The organism is Eleftheria terrae, assembly GCF_030419005.1.
In the GTDB taxonomy this organism is placed as follows: Bacteria; Pseudomonadota; Gammaproteobacteria; order Burkholderiales; family Burkholderiaceae_C; genus Caldimonas; species Caldimonas terrae.
Map to the genome: position 1 here is coordinate 4670135 of NZ_CP106951.1, position 18499 is coordinate 4688633.

The following is an 18499-nucleotide window of genomic DNA, read 5'->3' on the forward strand; positions in this document are numbered from 1 at the left end:
GTCCGCCTTGCGACAGGGGCCGGCGACCGTTTCTGGCTGGGCCAGGCGCCGAAGCGGCGGGCCGCGGGCGGCCGGCTCAGCGGGTGGCGCGCCGGCGCACGCAGTCGATGTAGGCTTCGCCGTCAGGCGGCAGGCCGCTGCGTTGCGAAGCCCAGATCATCTCGCCCAGGCACTCCATCACCTGGTGGTGGGCCTCGTGGGCGGAGCCGAGCCGGTGCGCCAGCAGCTCGTAAGCCTGCTTGATGCCGCGCGGCTGGTCGATACCGACCTGCTCGCTGATCGACAGGTGCATCGACAGATGGAGGAAGGGGTTGGTGCGGCCCTCCTCGACCTGGTAGCTGGCGGCCTGCGCGGCGGCGACGTCGCTCAGCTCGGCATGGTATTCGGGGTGCTCGGCGATCCAGTCGGACGCGATGGCTTCCAGCGGCGTCAGCGGTTCGCCGCTGCGGTGCTTGCGATAGGCCTCGCAGAAGAACTGCCGGACTTCATGTTGGGAGGGAGCGAACATGCCCGCATTTTCGCTCCTTCGCCGGGTGCGTGCCGAGCCGGTCCGCCAGAGCTGCGATGTGCAGGGCCCATGCAAGGCAGCTGCGCGGCCAGGCTGTTTCGGCGGCACGCGCAATTGACGCTGGGGCAAGGCGCGCCGAGCGTCGGGACACCGGGCGTTGGCTGCCAAGTAGGTGCAGGCCGAGCGCCGGACGGCCCGGACCCCAGGCCAGGCGACACCGAGCGGCGGGGGCTTGGCCCGGGCCAGCCGCAGACCCGGCCCGACAAGGGCCACAGCGGCCATGGAAAACGCGCCGGGCTGAGGCATCGCGCAGGGCGCTGGTGGCTGGCGCTTGGGCGGCTGCGGGCGGACTGTCGGTGGGGCTGGGGCAGCGTGTCGCTGTGCTGGTGTGGGTGCGCAAGCGGGTGGGGTGTGACGCCTGGTGGCGACTCGGGCACGCGGGCGCAGGGTCGTGAACATCCCCTGCCGGACACGGCCCCCCGGGCCGCCCGCCCGTCCGGCACCGCCAGTGGCCGACGGTACCGGCGCGCCGGGCCTGGCTCGGTGGCCCGCTAGGCGGCACCCGGCGGCGGCCGCCCGTAAGGCCCGGGCATGAGGCTGCGTTCCACCCGCTCCAGCCGGTCCCCGATGATGTCCATGCGTGTATGGGTGCCCGCCACCTCGTTCCGCAGGCTGGCCAGATCGGTGTGCAACACCAGGAAGCCGGCCTGCAGCTCGATGGTCTGGTCGCCGAAAGAGACGAGGCGGTATTTCAGGCTGCGCAGTTCGTCGCGGACCTCTTGCAGGTCATTGCGCAGCTGCCTCAGGTGCCAGCATTCCAGGTGATGTACGTTGTCCGTCATGGGGCCTCCGGCCGGCGTTCGCCGGCATGTGGGATTGGGCAAGGGAGCAGAACAGCGCCGGCATGGTAGCCAGCGAGCCACGCCCCATGATCATTGGCCTAGGCACTATTTGCGAGTGCTTACACTCGCCAGGAAGGTAGCTCCCACTGTCTCGCAACTGCGACTGCGCGCACCCCGGCGACGGCAACGACGGTGGCCACCAGGGTCAGCTCGGCCGGCAGGCCCAACTGCCGCAGGCCCACGTGCAGCCAGCCGCCGGCGAAGGCCACCACCGCATAGGGCCGGTGGTCCTTGAAGACGGTCGGGATCTCGTTGCAGACGATGTCGCGCAGCACACCGCCGAAGACCCCGGTGACCACCCCCATCAGCACCGCGATCAGCGGCACATGGCCCAGCGCCAGCGCCAGGTCGACGCCGGCCGCGGCGAAGAGCCCGAGCCCGAGCGCATCGGGCACCTGGATGGCGCGCTCGGTCAACGCCAGGTGGTGAGCGCGCAGCACCGCCATCGCGACGATGCCCAGCGCCAGCACCGCCCAGACGTATTCGGGATGCCGCACCCAGAAGAAGGGCCGCTGGTCGAGCAGCAGGTCGCGCAAGGTGCCGCCGCCGAAGGCGGCCAGGAAGGCCACCACGCAGGCGCCGACCGGGTCGAGCCGCCGGCGCGCCGCCTCCAACAGGCCCGACAATGCAAAGGCGAGCGTGGCCGCCACCTCGATCACCAGCCGTATTCCTTCCAGGCGCAGCACTTCCATGGTCCTCGACTTCCCGACCTTTCATTCACATCAGAACATCTTAGTGGCCAGCCAGGTGCGCCAGCGATGATGGACTGGAGCGCCGCCCTCATCACCGACCCAGCCTTCTACGCCGCCGCGGTGCCGGCGGTGCTGCTGATGGGCCTGTCCAAGAGCGGTTTCGGTGCCGGCTTCGGCTCGCTGGCGGTGCCCATCATGGCCCTGGCCGTGCCGGTGCCCCAGGCGGCGGCCGTGATGCTGCCGCTGCTGGCGGTGATGGATGCGCTCGGCGTGCTGGCCTACCGCAAGGCCTGGGACCGCGCGCTGATCCGCCGCCTGCTGCCCGCCGGCCTGCTCGGCACGGTGATCGGCACGCTGCTGTTCGGCGTGCTGCCGTCGCAGGCGGTGGCGGGCATCGTCGGCGCACTGACCTTGCTGTTCCTGGCCCAACGGCTGCTCTTTCCGCCGCGCGCCGACGCACCGCCGCCGCCCGACTGGCTGGGCCGGCTGCTGAGCGTGGCCTCCGGCTTCACGAGCTTCGTGGCGCATGCCGGCGGGCCGCCGGTGAGCGCCTACGTGCTGCCGCTGAAGCTGCCGCCGGTGACCTTCTCGGCCACCATGGCCGTCTACTTCGCGGTCGTCAACGCCTCGAAGTGGCCGGCCTATGCCTGGCTGGGCCTGATCGACCTGCGCAACATGGCCACCGCGCTGGTGCTGCTGCCGGTCGCGCCGGTGGGTGTGTGGGCCGGCGTGCGCCTGGTGCGGCATGTGCGGCCCGAATGGTTCTACCGCTGGATCTACCTCGGCATGTTCCTCACCGGCGCGAAGCTGCTCTGGGACAGCCTGCGCTGAGCCGGGGGCGGGCCGCTACTGCCCCCAGCCTTCGCGCTGGCGCTGCTCACGGTCTTGCCGCTCCTGGGCGAACAGCTCCTCCAGCTGCTGGCGGCCCAGCTTGGCCAGCGCGACCAGCTTGGCCTGGTCGCGGTAGTGCGGGCGCTGCTCCTCCAGCTGCTGCACGGTGTGGCGCCGGAAGCGCATCGCCAGCTGGCGCGCCTGGTGCGGCAGCCAGCCCATGGCTTCCAGCACGCTGCGCCCGCTCATCAGGGCCGAGTCGAGCGTCTCGCGCTCGATCAGCTGCACCTGGCGCTCGCGCAATTCGTGCCAGTGGGTGACGTTGCGGGCGCGGGCCACCACGGTGAGGTGGGGGAAGTGCTCGCGGGCCAGGTCGGCCACCTTCAGGCTCTGGTCGATGTCGTCGATCGCCAGCACCAGCACCCGCGCTTTTGCGGCGCCCGCCATGCGCAGCAGGTCGAGCCGGGTGGCGTCGCCGTAGAACACTCGCCAGCCGAAGCGGCGCACCGTCTCCACCTGTTCGGCATCATGCTCCAGCACGGTGGCCGGGATGCCGTTGGCGTACATCATGCGGCCAATGATCTGGCCGTAGCGGCCGAAGCCGGCGATGATCACCGGCGCTTCCTGCGGCTCGTTGATCTCCGACATCGGCGGCGCCTTGCCGGCGGCCAGCCGGGGCAGCAGCCAGCGGTCCACCGCGACCAGCAGCAGCGGGGTGACCAGCATCGACAGCGCCACCGCCGCCAGCAGCAGCGAGGCGGTCGCTGCATCCATCAGCTGCGCCTGGCTGGCCGTCTGGAACACCACGAAGCCGAATTCGCCACCCTGCGCCAGCAGCAGGATGAACACCGGCCGCTCGCCCTGTGGCAGCGGAATGGCGCGTGCGATGCCCCACATCACCAGCAGCTTGGCCCCCAGGAAGCCCACCAGCAGCAGCGCCACCAGCACCGGCTGCTGCATCACCACGCCGAAGTCGATGGAGGTGCCCACCGCAATGAAGAACAGCCCGAGCAGCAGGCCCTTGAACGGCTCCAGATCGGTCTCGAGCTGGCGGCGGTACTCGTTTTCGGCGAGCAGCACGCCGGCCAGGAAGGCGCCCAGCGCCATCGACAGCTGCACCAGCTGCATCAGCGCCGCAATCGCCACCACCAGCAGCAGCGCCGCGGCGGTGAAGACCTCCGGCGTGCGGCTGTTGGCGATCCAGCGCAACGCCGGACGCAACAGCAGCCGCCCGCCCAGCACGATGGCGGCCACCATGCCGGCCGCCTTCAGCGCGCCCCAGCCGGCCGGCGCGTCCGCATGCGAGAGCGCGCCGCTGCCCAGCAGCGGCACCAGGGCCAGGATGGGAATGGCGGCAATGTCCTGCAGCAGCGCGATGGACAGCACCGACTGCCCGGAGCGGGTCGACATCAGGTTGCGCTCGTCCAGCGCGCCCAGCGCGATGGCGGTGGACGACATCGCCAGCCCGAGCGAGGCGGCCAGCGCGAGCTTCCACGGCACGCCGGCCAGCAGCGCGGCGCCGAGGAGGAGGCCGGTGCAGCCGAGCATCTGCGCGCTGCCCCAGCCGAAGATCGGCCGGCGCATGGCCCACAGCCGGCGCGGCTCCAGCTCCAGGCCGATGAGGAACAGCATCAGCACCACGCCGAACTCGGCGAAGTGCAGGATCTGCTGCGCGTCGGTGACCAGCTTCAGGCCCCAGGGACCGATGGCGATGCCAGCAGCCAGGTAGCCGATGATGGCGCTCAGCCCCAGCGCACGCGCCAGCGGCACGGCGATGACGGCCGCAGCCAGGTAGATCAGCGAGTTGCTCAGCCAGGAGGTGTGTTCCATCGGGGGGAAGGCGAGGCGCGGTTGGGGAGGCAGGGGCGAATGATGTCAGAGGCGGCGGGCAGCCGGGCCGGTGCGGCAGGACGCACGGAGTGCAGCGCGCGCCGTGCGGCCGGCCCGGACGGCGGCCGGGCGGGTGCCGGCCCTCACGCCGCCGGCCGGGCCGACGCGGGAACCAGGCACTGCGGGCATTGCTCCAGCTCGTCCAGCTCCGGCCAGTCGGGATGGCTGCGCAGGCGGTCGGTGAACACGGTGACATGGGCCTGCAGCTGCTCGGGCGTCACGCGGTGGGCACCGTGCAGCAGCAGGGGCGGCAGGAAGCGCATGCCGCACAGCGCCGCGGTCTGTTCGTAAGGCGGCAGGAAGGCGTCGAAGAAATAGCGGTTGTAGCCACCCGGGTGGTAGCTCTCCTGCGGGCCGCCGGTGGAGGCCACCAGCCACAGGTCCTTGCCACGCAGCCGGGTGGCGCTGCCGCCATAGGCCCAGTCGTAGGTCAGCACCTCGTCGACCCACAGCTTCATCAGCGCCGGCATGCCATACCACTGCACCGGGTGCAGCCAGACCACCAGCCGCGCCTCTTCCAATGCCGCCTGTTCGGCGGCGATGTCGATCAGGTAGTCAGGGTACAGCGCATAGAGGTCGCGCACCTCGACCAGGCCGGGCGGCAGGGCGTGCGCGCTGTTCATCAGGGCACGGGTGACCCGGGAATGCTGGAGCTGGGGATGGGCGGCGAGGATCTGGATGGAGGCCATGGTGTCGCGCAGGTGACGGTCTCGGGAACGGTTTGTGTCGATGCTGGCGGGATGCGATCCGCCGCTACCATTAGAACCCGTCCTGGCAGCCCGCCGCGTGCGGCCGGCCGGACGACCCGTGTGGCCTCGAGCAGCCGTGGAGGGCGTGATGCCGGTGATCGTGGTGGCCAACCCCAAGGGGGGCGTTGGCAAGTCGACCTTGTCCACCAACCTGGCCGGCTACCTGGCGGCGCAAGGCCATCGGGTGATGCTGGGCGACGTGGACCGGCAGCAGTCGGCCCGCACCTGGCTGTCCTTGCGTCCACCGCAGGCGGCGGCCATCACCGGCTGGGACATCGAGCGCGAAGACCGGCTCAAGCCACCCAAGGGCACCACCCATGTGGTGCTCGACACGCCGGCCGGCCTGCACGGCAAACGGCTGGAGGCGGTGATGCGGCTGGCCGACCGCATCCTGGTGCCGCTGCAGCCCAGCCTGTTCGACATCTATGCCACGGCCGACTTCCTGGCCCTGGTTCGCGCCCACCGTCGTTCCGCGCGCGTGCAGGTGGGCCTGGTCGGCATGCGGGTGCGCGAGGGCACCATCGCGGCCGACCAGCTGAAGGCCTATGTCGCCACGCTGGCCGAGCCGGTGGTGGGCCAGCTGCGCGACACCCAGCACTACATCCAGCTCGCCGCGCACGGCCTCACGCTATGGGACGTGGCGCCCAGCCGGGTCGAGCGCGACCTGGCGCAGTGGCAGCCGATCTGCCGCTGGCTCGAAGAAGACCCCCATTAGCACACCCCCGCCGTACGCCATGACCATCTTTGAACATCTGCAGGACCTGGAGGCCCGGGTCGGCCAGTCGATCGGCACCAGCGACTGGATCACCATCGACCAGTCGCGCATCGACCGTTTTGCCGAGGCCACTGGCGACCACCAGTGGATCCATGTCGATCCCGAGCGGGCCCGCAGCGGCCCCTTTGGCACCACGGTGGCGCATGGCTTCCTGACACTGAGCCTGCTGCCGGCCTTCTTCGCCACCGGCTTCGAGATCCGCCGCAGCGGGCTGGGGGTCAACTACGGCCTCAACAAGGTGCGCTTCCCGGCGCCGGTGCCGGTGGGCAGCCGGCTGAGGGCGCACTTCCGCCTGCTGGGCTACGAGGGCGTCGACAACGGCGGCGCGCAGCTGACGATCGAGGTCAGCGTGGAGCGCGAGGGTTCCGCCAAGCCGGTCTGCGTGGCCGAGTCCATCACCCGTCGCTACCCCTAAACGGACGCATTGTGGCGCGCCGCGCCTCCCCCTTATTAGGGGTGTGTCGGCCCTGCGTGCTCGGCTAGCATCTTGGCCGTCCCACCACGACGGCGGGACTGACGGCCTGTGGTGTAAAGGGGCGAGAAATGCGAGTGCTGCTGGTCGATGACCATCCTTTGATCCTGTCCGCCCTGCAAAGCGTGATCCAGGGCATCGGCGACGATGTCGTGGTCACCGGCGTCGCCACCGCACGCGCTGCGCGCGAGGCCCTGGCGCAGAAGCAGGGCGACTACGACCTGGTCCTGCTGGACCTGGCGCTGGGCGATGCCAACGGCTTCGACCTGCTGGCCGACCTGCGCCAGACCTACCCGGCGCTGCCGGTGGTCGTGATCTCCGCCTCCGACCGCACCAGCGACGTGATCCGGGCCATCGACATGGGCGCCATGGGCTTCGTGCCGAAGCGCGCCTCCAACGACACCCTCTGTGAAGCGCTGCGCCTGGTCATGGCCGGCAGCGTCTACGTGCCGCCGATGAGCATGGGCATGGACAGCGGCCTGGAGGCTGCCGCCCCCGGCGTCCCGGGCCAGGCACGGGCCTCGGTCGGCGGCGTGGCGGCCCAGGCCAACTACCAGACCCAGCCCTCGCTCGCGTCGCTCGGGCTGACGCCGCGCCAGACCGATGTGCTGGCCCTGCTGCTGCAAGGCAAGCCCAACAAGCTGATCGCCCGCGAGCTGAACCTTTCGGTCGAGACTGTCAAGGACCATGTGGCCGCGGTGCTGCGCGCGCTGGGCGTCAACTCGCGGACGCAGGCCGTGCTGGCGGTCAGCCAGATCACGCAGCAATACGGCAGCTTCTCCACCTGGCGTTCGCCCACCCCGCACTGACCGCTCGCCTCATCGAGATGGGAGCCCGGCCATGCGCGTCGCGATCATTGCCGTCTTCACCGATTACCACCGCCGCGGGGCGCATCACCGGGGAGCGATGCAGCCGCAGATCGGCCCGCTGATCGCCGCGCTGCTGCCCGACTGGTGTGATGTCGACATCATCAACGACACCTGGGAAGACCCGGACTGGAGCAAGACCTACGACCTGGTCTTCCTGTCCTGCCTGCACGCCGACTTCGACCGCGCCCGCCAGATCTCTCACTATTTCCGCCGCCGCGGCGCGCTGACCGTGCTGGGCGGCGGCATGGCGAGCGACTATCCGCAGCTGTGCCGGCCCTACTTCGACGCGGTGGCGGTGGGTGACCCGGAACGCACGGTGCCGCGCATCGTCAACGACGCCCGCCGACGCCAGCTGCAGCCGCTGTACCGTTCGCTGGACGGCTCGCCCGACGACGCCCCGGTGCCGCGGATCGGCCCGGTGGCGCACAAGCAGCTCTTTCCGCTCGCGGTGGAGGCCAGCCGTGGCTGCCCCTACACCTGCGACTTCTGTGTGCTGACCGAGCGCGGCCAGGGCCACCGGCCGCGCCAGGTGGCGTCGGTGGTGCGCGACATCGTGGCCGGCCGCGAGGCGCTGCGCCTGGCCGGCATCACCGGCTGGAAGCAGCGCATGCTGGTGCTCTATGACAACAACCTGGCGGGCAACCTCAAGTGGTTCCGCGAGCTGTGCCACGCCTTGAAGAAGCTGGACGTGCTGTGGGGCGCCTGCCTGACCTTCAACGTGATCGCCAACCGCGAGCTGCTCAAGCTGATGTACGACTGCGGCTGCCGCTCGGTCTTCGTCGGCCTGGAGACCTTCAACCCGGCGGCGCTGGCCGACATGTGCAAGCCGCAGAACAACATCGGCAAGATCGAGCAGGCCATCGCGCAGACGCGCGACGAAGGCATCCTGCCGATTGCCGGCCTGATGGTCAGCGCGGTGCACGACGACCCGGCCTACATCCGCTCCTTGCCCGCGCGGCTGAAGGCCAGCGGGCTGCATGTGCCGAGCTTCCTGTCCTTCGAGACGCCGTTTCCCGGCACGCCGCTGTTCCAGCGCATGGTGTCGGACCCGCGGCCGCTGTTCCTGCCGCATGCCAACCTCTACGACTTCAGCTCCTACACCCTGGTGCTGCGGCCGCAAAAGAGCAGCCTGCCTGACTTCATCGACGCCTACCGCGACACGCTGGGGCAGGTGCATGCGCCGTCGAACCGCCTGGCCAAGCTGGCCGACGACCTGCCGCGCCTGCTGCGACGCGGGTCGTGGACGGCGGCCGCGCTCGACGTGGGCGACATGTTGAGCGCCGGTGTGCGTCCCGCGCCGGGGCGCACCTACACTGCCGGCACCGACCCTCTGCCGCCGGAGCGGGTGCCGTTCGCGGCCGATGATTTCAGCTCCGAGGCCCAGCGCCTGGACATCTGCAGCCCCACCCCCGTCACCGACGAGGATGGGCGCGTGCTCGATGCCTGGCTGCCTGCGCGGCAGCAGCGGGTGCGCACCGACAACCTGCATGCGATGAAGGTCGCCGTCTGATGCCATGACTCCATCCAAGACCCTGCCCGCGACCGCGGAGAGCCTGGCGCCGCCGCCGGTGGACCGCGGCGGCGACTGGCCTGACCATGTCCGCAACCTCTACGCCTACTCGGCGTCCAGCCTGGGCGGCAACCTGATCGGCGCCATCGTGGTGGTGATCCTCCACCTCGAGACCGCCGAGCGCACCACGCTGGCCCTGTGGGCCGGCTGCTTCATCGCGCAATGGCTGTACCGCTTCCTGATCGCCCGGCGCTTCTCGGCCATCCAGACCCGCCCGGACACCGACTTCCGCCTCTGGCGGCGCCGCTGGGTGGTCGGTGTCTATGCCTCGGGCGCGACCTGGGGCACGGCCGCCTGGCTGCTCTATGGGTCGGGCGGCAACATCCAGCAGATCGGGCTGATCCTGACGATCTACAGCTTCTGTGTCGCCTCGGTACCGGTGCTGGCCGAGCAGCGCACCGTCTTCATGGTGTTCATCGGGCTGTGTTTCGTGCCCACCGTGCTGGCCATCGCGAAGGAAGCCAACCTCTACAGCCTGGAGCTCAGCGGCGTGTTGCTGCTGGTGATGGGCATGACGGCGGTGCTGGGCCGCAACTACCGCCAGGCGATGGACCGGGTGATCGAGCTCAAGACCCGCACCGAGCAACTGCTGGAACAGCTGCGCCTGGAGAAGGCCGCGGCCGACGAGGCGCGCCGGGCGGCCGAGGTGGCCAACCGCGCCAAGACCCAGTTCTTCGCCGCCGCCAGCCATGACCTGCGCCAACCGCTGCATGCGGTGGGGCTGTTCGCCGAAGCCTTGCGCAACAAGAGCCGCGACGAGGAAGTGATCCAGCTGGTCAACAGCATCAACAGCTCGGTGGATGCGCTCGAAGGCCTGTTCAGCGAGCTGCTCGACATCACCAAGATCGACACCGGCGCCGTCGAGTCGCGTCCGCAGAACTTCAGCCTGCGCGACCTGTTCGCCCGGCTGCGCCTGCACTATGAGCCGACCGCCTTCGAAAAAGGCCTGGACCTCAAGTTCCGCGGCGAGCAGCACTTTGCCTATGCCGACCCGGTGCTGGTCGACCGCATCCTGCGCAACCTGATCTCCAATGCCATCCGCTACACCGAGGATGGCGGCGTGCTGGTGTCCTGCCGCCTGCGCGGCGACCGCCTGCTGCTGCAGGTGTGGGACTCCGGCATCGGCATCCGCGAGGCCGAGCAGGCACGGGTGTTCGAGGAGTTCTACCAGGTGCATCCCGACCAGCCGCTGCCGGCCAACCAGCGCAAGGGCCTGGGGCTGGGCCTGGCCATCGTGCGCCGGCTGGCCAGCCTGATGAACGCGCCGCTGCTGCTGCGTTCACGCCCGGGCCATGGCACCGTCTTCACGCTCGAGGTGCCGCTGGGCAAGGCGGTGCGAGCGGCCGAGTCGGCGGCCAGCAAGCCGCCGCTCGGCCTGACGCTGGACCGCCGGCTGGTGGTGGTGGTCGAGGACGAGCCGGCCGTGCGCGATGGCCTGGAGGTGCTGCTCAAGGGCTGGGGCGCCACCGTCGCGGCGTTCGACTCGGTCAGCGAATGCCGCCACTGGGCCGAGCAGGCCCGCCAGCAGGGCCAGGACCCGGACCTGGTGATCGTGGACTACCGCATCGACCAGACCAGCACCGGCATCGACGCGCTGCTGGCGTTGCGCGAGCACTTCGGTGCCGACCTCCCGGCCATCATGGTCACCGGCAGCAGCACTGCCGGCCTCGAGGCGGAGGCCGGCAAGCACAACTTCCACCTGCTGATCAAGCCCGTGGTGCCGAACAAGCTGCGCGCCATGATCGCCTTCAAGCTGGGCGTGCGCAGCAAATGAGCCGGTCGAGCGCTGCCGCTGTGCGGCTGGAGCTGCTGCTCGACGATGAGCAGGACACCGCACTGGCCGCCCCCGACGCCCGCAACGGCATGGCAGCGGTGCCTCCGTCTGCCGCGCGGGTGGCCCAGGCTGCGGTGCTCCAGGCCGCCGAGGGCGGTGGCGAGACGCCGCCGCCCCTCCCCAAGCGGCGGCGCCAGCCCTTGATCGACACCATCGAGAGCCACCTGACCGCGGCCCAGGTGCTGGCCCGCTTCGAGGCGTTGCGCGAAGCCTGGTACTCGCCCGAGCTGGCGCCCTTCGTGGCCGGCATCGAGAGCCTGCTGCAGCAGGAAAGCCGGCTCAGCGCGGACCTCAACGGCCTGCCCAACACCGACCACCGTGACACCTGGGACCACGAATTCGACTGCCGCACCCTGGCCCACGACCCGGCCTTGCGCCGGCTGCGGGTGTGGCAGCCGGCGGTGTGGTGGATGGCGCCGATCGTGCGCCGGCAGGACACGCCGCTCAACATGCGGGTGCCCCTGGCCGACACGGCGGCCGATCTCGTGCGCGAGCTGTCGGAGCGCATTCCGCCTGCCTGGCGCCACCGGCGCGTGGTGGTGCAGCTGGAGGTGGAAACGCGGCTGTACTGGGGCGGCCTGACGCCGCGCGACCCGGGCGAGGCCGAGGAAGCACAGGCCGACCTCGATGCCGACGCCGAGGCGACGTCCGAGCGGCTGCCCTGGCAGTGCTGCAGCTTCCGCGGTGACGGCGTCGGCTTCTCGGAAGACCTGCTGTCGATCCGCCGCGGCGAGGTGGCCTGGCTGCTCGAGCCGCGCGCCGCCGAGGCACCGCTGATCCGCCGCACGCTGCGGCCCGGCGTGGGGCTGCTGGTGGCCGTGCCGGTGGTGACGCTGGAGCTGCAGGACAACACGGTGGGCTGGGTCAAGCGGCAGGCCGAGCGGGTCCTGCGCTGGATGGGCGTGAAGCGCACGGTGGCCGACCGCGACCCGACCTTCGTGCGCCGGCTGCAGGACGACGAGGCGTACTGGGCCGAGGCCCTGGGCCGGCCGCAGCCGGCCGCCGAGGCGCTGCGCCAGATCGAGCGGCGTGGCGCCTGGCTGGCACCGGCCTCGATGCCGGCGCTGTGCCACCGGCCGAGCGTGCGCGCCCAGGGCGAACGCCATGTGGTGCTGCTGCACGGCGGCCTGAGCTCGGTGCGGGCCGGCTTCGAGGCGTGGCTGGAGGAGGTGCCGCCGGTGGGCCGGCCCTGGCGCGGCATGAGCCTGTTCAACGAGTTGTGCGTCTGGCGCTTCGAGCACGACACCTTCGTGCGCATCCACCGCAACCTCAACCAGCTGGTGGACCTGCTGGAGCGCCAGGTCATCGGCGCACAGGCCCGTGGGACGGTGGTGCTGCTGGCGCACTCGCGCGGCGGCAACGTGGCGCGCTTCGCACTGCCGCGGCTGCGCCAGCGCTGGCCGCAATGGCGCTTCTATGGCATGACAGCCGGCAGCCCGCACCAGGGCACCGGCGTGTTCCGCAGCATCGGCCGCCGCTGGAGCGGGGTGGCTGGCGCGGTCGGCTGGTTCCGCGAGGCGGCCTCGGGCGTGCTGGACAAGCAGCGCATGGTGGACCTGCTGATGCTGGAGCGCGCACTGGCCTACGACATCCCGCCCGGCTTCCGCGACGTCGAGCCGGCCGGCGTGGCCCGCATGGCGCGTGGCCAGGGCATGCCGGAAGGCCTGTGGGCCTGGGGTTCCGAATGGGGTCCGGGGGACGACCGCCCGCGCCAGGACCGCCTGTGGCGCCGGGTCATCGAGGACTGGGCCGGCTTCGAGGCCGATGGCGACGGCATCGTGCCCAAGCACTCGGCCCTGGGTGGCCTGCCGGAGGCCATCGACGCCTCGCCGGTGTTCCACACCGCGTATTTCGAGCACGAGCCCACCGTCGCGCAGATGCGCGAGCGGCTGCACGCCCTGCTGGACTGGCCGACCTGAGCGACGCCGCGCGGCGCTGAGCGGCACCGGGCGACGCTGGCCACATGCGGGTGCGCGCCGCGGCGGCGGTGTGTCAGTTCCTGCGGGGCCGGCCCGTACGGCGCGGGGCCGGCCGCGGCATCGCAGCGTCCGCCTCCTCGTGCACCAGCGCCTCGAGTTCCGCCCGCAGGGCCTGCACCACGCACTGCACCGCCGCATCGGCGTCGCTGCGTGCATGCCAGGCGGCATGCACGCCGAAGTCCTCCACCGGGATTGGCGGCTCGAACACCGCGAGCGTCGCGGCGGCCGGGGCGGGCAGGCAGTGGCGCGGCAGCATCGCGATGAGGTCGCTGCCTTCCAGCAGCGGCGGCACCACCAGGAAGCTCGCGACCACCATGCCGACGCGGCGGCTGCGGCCATGGCGCACCAGCGCGTCGTCCAGCGCGCCGAAGGTCTCGCCACGGCTGGACACGAGGACATGCGGATGAGCCAGCCAGCGGTCCAGGTCGAAGCTGCGCGCCGCGGGATGGCCGTGCCGCATGGCCACCACATAGCGCTCGCGCAACAACTCCAGCCGGCGGAACTCGCCACCCAGCGACGGGAGTGAGGACACCGCCAGGTCGACGTGGCCCTGGCCCAAGCGGCGCAAGGCATCGTCGGCGCCCATCCAGGGCAGCAGCACCGGCTGCAGGCCGGGCATGTCGCGCTGCAGCCGCCGGTGCAGGCCGGCGAGCACGAGCGCCGCCGGCACGTCGGCCATCGCAATGCGCACGCTGCGCGACACCGGCGCCAGGCCGGCCGGCGCCTCGAGGGCGGCCTTCAGGCCGGCCAGCGCGTCCTTCAGCGGCCCGCGCAGTGCCTCGGCCCGGGCGGTCAGCCGCATGCGGCCGCCGAGCCGCTGCAGCAGGGGATCGTCGAACAGCTGCCGGCAACGCTCCAGGGCACTGCTGGTGGCCGGCTGCGACAGCGCCAGCCGATGGGCGGCCCGCGTCACATGCGCCTCCTCCAGCAGCGCGTCGAGGATCACCAGAAGGTTGAGGTCGATGGTCCGCAAATTCATGCGGCGGATGATGTCATATATGAACTATCCGTTGGACGAATGAAGTAGCCGGCCCGAGGATGACGACATCGTCCAAGCGCTTCACTGTCATCCAGGAGACTGCCCGCCATGTCCACCATCGCCCTGTTCGGTGCCGCCGGCGCCATCGGCCGCAGCATTGCCGCCGCCCTGCGTGCCGAAGGCCGCGCCTACCGCGTGGTGGGCCGCTCGCGCGAGGCGCTGCAGGCCGCCTTCGGCGACGATCCACAAGCCGAGATCGTCACCTGGAACCCGGAAGACCCGGCATCGGTGCGGCAGGCGGCCCAGGGCATGGAGACCGTCGTCTACATGGTGGGGGTGGACTACTGGCGCTTCGACTTGCATCCACGGCTGGTGCAGCAGGCGCTGGACGGCGCCGTCGCGGCCTGCGTGAAGCAGTTCCTGCTGATCGGCACCGTCTACCCCTACGGCCGCCCGCGCAGCCGGCCGGTGCGCGAGGACCACCCGCGCGAGCCGCACACCTTCAAGGGCCGCATGCGGCTGGCCCAGGAAGAGCGGGTGCTTGCGGCTCATGCCCGGGGCGACATCCGCAGCTGCGTGCTGCGCCTGCCCGACTTCTATGGGCCGGGCGTGGACAAGAGCTTCCTGCACTCGGCCTTCCAGGCCGCGGTGCACGGTGGCACCGCCCGGCTCGTCGGCCCGCTGGAGGTGCCCCACGAGTTCGTCTACGTGCCCGACGTGGGGCCGGTGGTGACCCGCCTGGCAGCGGCGCCCGGTGCCTGGGGCCGCTGGTGGCACCTGGCGGGGGCCGGCGCCACCAGCCAGCTGGCGCTGCTGCAGGAGATCGAGCGGCAGCAGGGGCGGCCGCTGAAGCGGAAGGTGGCGGGCAAGACGCTGCTGCGGTTGGCCGGGCTGTTCAACCCCTTCCTGCGCGAGATGGTCGAGATGCACTACCTGGTGACCGACCCGGTGATCCTCGACGACCGCGCGCTGCAGGCGTTGCTGGGGCCGCTGCCCAAGACACCGTATGCCGAGGGCGTGCGCCAGACGCTCGCCTCCGTGCGGGCGCAGGTACCCCAGCGCGGCACGGCGCCGGCCTGACGCACGGTCCATGTCGCCGCCGCTCGCGGGGCCACCCGGCCCGCTCGCGGGGTGGGCCGCAGCAGGCAGGGGTGACCACCGTCCGGACGAGGGCGTCGTTGTCGGCGTCCCTGGCAGTGACGATGCCAGTCAGGGCCTGGTCTTCATTGACAGAGACGGTTTGGTCAGTGCCTTCGGGCCGGTGGGCCTTCAGCCGGCCGTGCCGCCCCGGTCGGCCGCCGCTGCCGCGGGGAACAGCACCTCCACCTGCAGCCCCGGTCCGTCGGCCCGGTCCTGCAGTGCCAGGCGGGCCGCATGGCTGTGCGCCACCTCGGCCACGATGGCCAGCCCCAGGCCGCTGCCCGGCAGGTCGCCCGGCTCATGACGATAGAAGCGCTCCAGCACGCGCTGGCGGGCCTCGGCCGGAATGCCGCGGCCACGGTCACGCACCAGCAGCTGCACCCGGTGGTCGGCCTGCCGCACCACCACCTCCACCAGGCTGCCGGGCGGGCCGTACTTGATCGCGTTGCCGAGCAGGTTGTCGAGCAGCATCCGCAAGGCGGCGGCATCGCCGTGCACCTCGGCCGGGCCGGCCGCTTCCAGCGACAGCTCCATCGCGCGGGCGGAGGCCTCGACCGCGCGGGCCACCAGGCAGTCGCGAGCCAGTCCGGCCAGGTCCACCCGGGTGCGCCCTGCCGCCGGACGGCGGGCTTCCAGGCGGGCCAGTTCCAGCAGCTGCTGCACCAGGCGCTGCACCCGGTCGATGCCACCACGCAGTTCGGCGGCCGCGTGTCGGCGCTCGGCCTCGGTCCGGGCGCCGGCCAGGTTGTCGGCCTGCAGCCGCACCGCCGCCAGCGGCGTGCGCAGCTCATGGGCCGCGTCTGCGGCGAAATGGCGGTAGCCGGCAAAGCTGGCCTCCAGCCGGGACAGCAGGTCGTTGAGGGTTTGCAGCGGCAGCTGCAGCTCGGCCGGCGCGTCCGGCAGCACGATGGCCGACAGCGCCTGCGCATCGCGCTGCGACAGCTCCTGGCGCAAGCGCCGCAGGGGCGCCAGCGCACGGCGCACGGTCAGCACCACCAGCAGCGAGAGGGCGGCCATGGCGGCCAGCGCGGGGCCCAGCAGCTTGATGCCGGCGTCGCTTGCCAGCTCGTGCCTGAGCTCCAGCGGGTGGCCCACCTGCACGGTGCGCCGGCCGGTGCGAAGCGTGAAGAGGCGCAGCTCCACCGCGTCGTCCTCGCTGCCGCTGCGCGCCTCGGAGAAGCCCAGCGGCGTTTCCAGCGGCAGGTCCAGCGCCGGGCTGGAGCGGTACAGCAGCCGGCCGTCCCGGTTCCACACCTGCACGTCGAGGTGCATGGCCGGGTCTTCCGGCAGCGGCGCGGCCGCCTGGCTGGGCGGGCCGAAGTCGCGGTCGGCCAGCACCCGGGCCACCTGTTCCAGCTGGTAGTCCAGCATGCCGCTGACCTCGCGCGCCACCAGCAGCGCGACCGTCACCGACAGCACGCCGCTCACCGCCAGGCTGCCGAACAGCAGGCGCCAGCGCAGCTGGCGTTCGATGGAGCGCGCCGGCATGCGGCGTTCAGTCCTTGGGAATGAAATAGCCGACGCCCCGGATGTTCTGGATGCGGCCTTCGCCGACCTTGCGGCGCAGGTTGTGCACCTGCACCTCCACCGCATTGCTGCAGACCTCCTCGCCCCAGCCGAGCAGGCGCGCTTCGATCTGCGCGCGGGACAGCGGCATGCCCGGGCGGCGCAACAGCAGCTCCAGCAGCGCGTATTCGCGGGCCGACAGCTGCAGTGGGCGGCCGTCCACCGTCACTTCGCGGGTGGAGGGGTTCAGGCACAGGCCGCCGGCCTGCATCAGGGGCTCGGCCCGGCCCTCGTGGCGGCGGATGACGGCCCGCAGGCGGGCCGCCAGCTCGTCGACGTCGAAAGGCTTGAGCACATAGTCGTCGGCGCCGGCGTCCAGGCCCTGGATGCGGTCCTCGACCGCATCGCGCGCGGTGACGATGACGACCGGCAAGGCCTGGCCGACGGCACGCAGCTCGCGCAGCACCGCCATGCCGTCGCGCCGTGGCAGGCCCAGGTCGAGCAGCATCGCGGCATAGGGCTCGGCGCGCGCGGCCGCCAGGCCGGCCGCGCCATCGCGCACCCAATCGACTGTGAGGCCGCGGCGGGCCAGGCCGACACGCACGGCCGGGCCGATCATCGTGTCGTCCTCGACCAGCAGGATGCGCATTGCCGCGGGACGGGCCTCAGGAGCCCGAAGCCGCCTTGGCCGCTTCGGCAGGGGCGTGGCCCTTCTTGTTGTGCGTCTTGCCGCTGTGCTTCTTCACATGCTTGCCGGACGCCGGGGTGGAGGCGGTGTCGGCATTGGTGGTGGGTGTTGCGCTGGCGGCGTCGGCCGGGGCCTTGGAAGCCGCAGGTGCGGCCATCGACACGGTGGCGGCGGTGGCCAGGCCGGCGGCCAGCAGCAGGGTGCGCAGGGTGGTGGTCATGAGCAACTCTCTTTCGTCGTTCCGGTGAGGTGGCCGGTCCCCTGACCGGCCTGGAGACAACCTTATGCCCGCTCGCTTAAGCGAAGATTAGCGCCATTCCTGCGTGCCGGGCCGCCCGGCGGCGCGCGGGCGCCTCGCGCGCCGGCTGCAGGGGCGGGCGCAAGCTGCTAACCTGCCGGGTCAGCCGGGTGGCTGTACAGCGGCCCGGGCCGCCACGGCGCGCCGCGCCGCGCGGCGGTACCGCCTGACGCTGCGGCCCTGCGGGCCGCCGCCCCGGCTTCGCAATGATGAGGACCTGGCCGGCATGACCCTGCACCGTTCCGAATTCTCGTCCGATGACCTGTCGGTGATCATCTCCGACCTGCTCGTGGCCACGGCCGACGCGAGCGATGCGCTGGTCGACGGCTCCGTCGCCGAGGTGCTGTCCCTGCTGCGCGAGCGTCTGTCGATGGACGTGGTGTTCGTCTCCCAGTTTGTCGACGGCCGGCGGGTGTTTCGCTTCGTCGACGCCGGCCGGGCCGCTTCGCCGGTCCAGGTGGGTGACTCCGATCCGCTGGAGCAGTCGTTCTGCAAGTTCGTGGTCGAAGGCCGGCTGCCGCAAGCCATCCCCGACATGGCGGCCCTGCCACCGGTCGACGGCCTGCCGCAGCCGCCGATGCGCATCGGCGCGCACCTGAGCACGCCCATCGTGCTGAAGGACGGCACGGTCTACGGCACCTTGTGCTGTTTCAGCAGCAGCCCCAATCCCGCCCTGCAGCAGCGCGAGCTGACCCAGCTGCGCCATTGTGCGCAGCTGGTGGCGCGCAAGCTGGAGCTGGCGGCCCGCGAGCCCGAACGGCCCGGCGCCGCCGAGTGGACGCTGCAGCCCCTGCAGCGCTGAGCCGCGACAGCCGCC

Annotated in this window: 18 protein-coding genes; 9 read left to right on the forward strand and 9 right to left on the reverse strand. The window is 71.5% G+C overall.

What is annotated here, in order from left to right; genetic code table 11:
• Positions 1 to 76: 76 nt before the first annotated feature.
• The 3 genes from N7L95_RS20790 to N7L95_RS20800 all read right to left on the reverse strand — a co-directional run bounded on the left by N7L95_RS20790 (position 77) and on the right by N7L95_RS20800 (position 2102).
• Entirely contained in the window at positions 77 to 508 is a 432-nt protein-coding gene (locus N7L95_RS20790) for a DUF1841 family protein (RefSeq protein WP_301257153.1), read from the reverse strand.
• Positions 509 to 1059: 551 nt separating this feature from the next.
• A complete protein-coding gene (locus N7L95_RS20795) occupies positions 1060 to 1350 on the reverse strand; it encodes a hypothetical protein (protein ID WP_301257154.1) in 291 nt (96 codons plus the stop codon).
• Positions 1351 to 1469: 119 nt separating this feature from the next.
• Positions 1470 to 2102: a trimeric intracellular cation channel family protein gene (locus N7L95_RS20800; RefSeq protein ID WP_301257155.1), complete on the reverse strand. Its 633-nt coding sequence runs from the start codon at positions 2100 to 2102 to the stop codon at positions 1470 to 1472.
• A gap of 66 nt (positions 2103 to 2168) precedes the next feature.
• On the opposite strand from N7L95_RS20800, the gene N7L95_RS20805 reads away from it, so the two are divergent.
• Positions 2169 to 2933 (forward strand): sulfite exporter TauE/SafE family protein, encoded by a 765-nt coding sequence (locus N7L95_RS20805; RefSeq protein ID WP_435870034.1) that lies wholly within the window; start codon positions 2169 to 2171, stop codon positions 2931 to 2933.
• Positions 2934 to 2948: 15 nt separating this feature from the next.
• On the opposite strand, the gene kefC is transcribed toward N7L95_RS20805, so the two are convergent.
• Entirely contained in the window at positions 2949 to 4763 is a 1815-nt protein-coding gene (gene kefC / locus N7L95_RS20810) for a glutathione-regulated potassium-efflux system protein KefC (RefSeq protein ID WP_301257156.1), read from the reverse strand.
• Between the two features lie 143 nt (positions 4764 to 4906).
• Positions 4907 to 5512 (reverse strand): glutathione-regulated potassium-efflux system oxidoreductase KefF, encoded by a 606-nt coding sequence (gene kefF, locus N7L95_RS20815; RefSeq protein WP_301257157.1) that lies wholly within the window; start codon positions 5510 to 5512, stop codon positions 4907 to 4909.
• Between the two features lie 148 nt (positions 5513 to 5660).
• Here kefF and N7L95_RS20820 point away from each other — a divergent pair, with 148 nt between their 5' ends.
• From N7L95_RS20820 to N7L95_RS20845, 6 genes are all read left to right on the forward strand, one after another.
• Entirely contained in the window at positions 5661 to 6287 is a 627-nt protein-coding gene (locus tag N7L95_RS20820) for a nucleotide-binding protein (RefSeq protein ID WP_301257158.1), read from the forward strand.
• A 19-nt stretch (positions 6288 to 6306) separates the two neighbouring features.
• A complete protein-coding gene (locus N7L95_RS20825) occupies positions 6307 to 6762 on the forward strand; it encodes a MaoC family dehydratase (protein WP_301257159.1) in 456 nt (151 codons plus the stop codon).
• A gap of 128 nt (positions 6763 to 6890) precedes the next feature.
• Positions 6891 to 7628: a response regulator gene (locus tag N7L95_RS20830; protein ID WP_301257160.1), complete on the forward strand. Its 738-nt coding sequence runs from the start codon at positions 6891 to 6893 to the stop codon at positions 7626 to 7628.
• A gap of 31 nt (positions 7629 to 7659) precedes the next feature.
• Positions 7660 to 9198, forward strand: coding sequence for a B12-binding domain-containing radical SAM protein (locus N7L95_RS20835; protein ID WP_301257161.1), 1539 nt, complete (start codon positions 7660 to 7662; stop codon positions 9196 to 9198).
• 4 nt (positions 9199 to 9202) lie between these two features.
• The gene (locus N7L95_RS20840; protein WP_301257162.1) at positions 9203 to 11032 is read left to right on the forward strand and encodes an ATP-binding response regulator; all 1830 of its coding nucleotides are present in this window, start codon (positions 9203 to 9205) and stop codon (positions 11030 to 11032) included.
• Positions 11029 to 13011: a hypothetical protein gene (locus N7L95_RS20845; protein ID WP_301257163.1), complete on the forward strand. Its 1983-nt coding sequence runs from the start codon at positions 11029 to 11031 to the stop codon at positions 13009 to 13011. Before N7L95_RS20840 ends, N7L95_RS20845 begins: the two co-directional genes overlap by 4 nt.
• A 73-nt stretch (positions 13012 to 13084) precedes the next feature.
• On the opposite strand, the gene N7L95_RS20850 is transcribed toward N7L95_RS20845, so the two are convergent.
• Positions 13085 to 14050, reverse strand: coding sequence for a LysR family transcriptional regulator (locus tag N7L95_RS20850; RefSeq protein ID WP_301257164.1), 966 nt, complete (start codon positions 14048 to 14050; stop codon positions 13085 to 13087).
• Between the two features lie 108 nt (positions 14051 to 14158).
• Here N7L95_RS20850 and N7L95_RS20855 point away from each other — a divergent pair, with 108 nt between their 5' ends.
• Entirely contained in the window at positions 14159 to 15130 is a 972-nt protein-coding gene (locus tag N7L95_RS20855; protein WP_301257165.1) for an NAD-dependent epimerase/dehydratase family protein, read from the forward strand.
• Positions 15131 to 15319: 189 nt separating this feature from the next.
• On the opposite strand, the gene N7L95_RS20860 is transcribed toward N7L95_RS20855, so the two are convergent.
• From N7L95_RS20860 to N7L95_RS20870, 3 genes are read right to left on the reverse strand one after another with little or no spacing between them, the layout of a single operon-like run.
• Positions 15320 to 16678: a sensor histidine kinase gene (locus N7L95_RS20860; RefSeq protein WP_301257166.1), complete on the reverse strand. Its 1359-nt coding sequence runs from the start codon at positions 16676 to 16678 to the stop codon at positions 15320 to 15322.
• A gap of 7 nt (positions 16679 to 16685) precedes the next feature.
• Positions 16686 to 17345 carry a response regulator gene (locus N7L95_RS20865; protein ID WP_301257167.1) on the reverse strand — a complete coding sequence of 220 codons (660 nt, stop codon included), beginning with the start codon at positions 17343 to 17345 and terminating at the stop codon, positions 16686 to 16688.
• Between the two features lie 16 nt (positions 17346 to 17361).
• Positions 17362 to 17604 (reverse strand): hypothetical protein, encoded by a 243-nt coding sequence (locus tag N7L95_RS20870; protein ID WP_301257168.1) that lies wholly within the window; start codon positions 17602 to 17604, stop codon positions 17362 to 17364.
• Positions 17605 to 17908: 304 nt separating this feature from the next.
• On the opposite strand from N7L95_RS20870, the gene N7L95_RS20875 reads away from it, so the two are divergent.
• Positions 17909 to 18484 carry a GAF domain-containing protein gene (locus tag N7L95_RS20875; protein WP_301257169.1) on the forward strand — a complete coding sequence of 192 codons (576 nt, stop codon included), beginning with the start codon at positions 17909 to 17911 and terminating at the stop codon, positions 18482 to 18484.
• Positions 18485 to 18499: the final 15 nt, after the last annotated feature.

What these genes read in the sequence shown, in the direction of transcription:
- N7L95_RS20790 (WP_301257153.1), bottom strand. Translation starts at nt 508, where the DNA reads ATGTTCGCTCCCTCCCAACATGAAGTCCGGCAGTTCTTCTGCGAGGCC.
- N7L95_RS20795 (WP_301257154.1), bottom strand. Translation starts at nt 1,350, where the DNA reads ATGACGGACAACGTACATCACCTGGAATGCTGGCACCTGAGGCAGCTG.
- N7L95_RS20800 (WP_301257155.1), bottom strand. Translation starts at nt 2,102, where the DNA reads ATGGAAGTGCTGCGCCTGGAAGGAATACGGCTGGTGATCGAGGTGGCG.
- N7L95_RS20805 (WP_435870034.1), top strand. Translation starts at nt 2,169, where the DNA reads ATGATGGACTGGAGCGCCGCCCTCATCACCGACCCAGCCTTCTACGCC.
- kefC (WP_301257156.1), bottom strand. Translation starts at nt 4,763, where the DNA reads ATGGAACACACCTCCTGGCTGAGCAACTCGCTGATCTACCTGGCTGCG.
- kefF (WP_301257157.1), bottom strand. Translation starts at nt 5,512, where the DNA reads ATGGCCTCCATCCAGATCCTCGCCGCCCATCCCCAGCTCCAGCATTCC.
- N7L95_RS20820 (WP_301257158.1), top strand. Translation starts at nt 5,661, where the DNA reads ATGCCGGTGATCGTGGTGGCCAACCCCAAGGGGGGCGTTGGCAAGTCG.
- N7L95_RS20825 (WP_301257159.1), top strand. Translation starts at nt 6,307, where the DNA reads ATGACCATCTTTGAACATCTGCAGGACCTGGAGGCCCGGGTCGGCCAG.
- N7L95_RS20830 (WP_301257160.1), top strand. Translation starts at nt 6,891, where the DNA reads ATGCGAGTGCTGCTGGTCGATGACCATCCTTTGATCCTGTCCGCCCTG.
- N7L95_RS20835 (WP_301257161.1), top strand. Translation starts at nt 7,660, where the DNA reads ATGCGCGTCGCGATCATTGCCGTCTTCACCGATTACCACCGCCGCGGG.
- N7L95_RS20840 (WP_301257162.1), top strand. Translation starts at nt 9,203, where the DNA reads ATGACTCCATCCAAGACCCTGCCCGCGACCGCGGAGAGCCTGGCGCCG.
- N7L95_RS20845 (WP_301257163.1), top strand. Translation starts at nt 11,029, where the DNA reads ATGAGCCGGTCGAGCGCTGCCGCTGTGCGGCTGGAGCTGCTGCTCGAC.
- N7L95_RS20850 (WP_301257164.1), bottom strand. Translation starts at nt 14,050, where the DNA reads ATGAATTTGCGGACCATCGACCTCAACCTTCTGGTGATCCTCGACGCG.
- N7L95_RS20855 (WP_301257165.1), top strand. Translation starts at nt 14,159, where the DNA reads ATGTCCACCATCGCCCTGTTCGGTGCCGCCGGCGCCATCGGCCGCAGC.
- N7L95_RS20860 (WP_301257166.1), bottom strand. Translation starts at nt 16,678, where the DNA reads ATGCCGGCGCGCTCCATCGAACGCCAGCTGCGCTGGCGCCTGCTGTTC.
- N7L95_RS20865 (WP_301257167.1), bottom strand. Translation starts at nt 17,345, where the DNA reads ATGCGCATCCTGCTGGTCGAGGACGACACGATGATCGGCCCGGCCGTG.
- N7L95_RS20870 (WP_301257168.1), bottom strand. Translation starts at nt 17,604, where the DNA reads ATGACCACCACCCTGCGCACCCTGCTGCTGGCCGCCGGCCTGGCCACC.
- N7L95_RS20875 (WP_301257169.1), top strand. Translation starts at nt 17,909, where the DNA reads ATGACCCTGCACCGTTCCGAATTCTCGTCCGATGACCTGTCGGTGATC.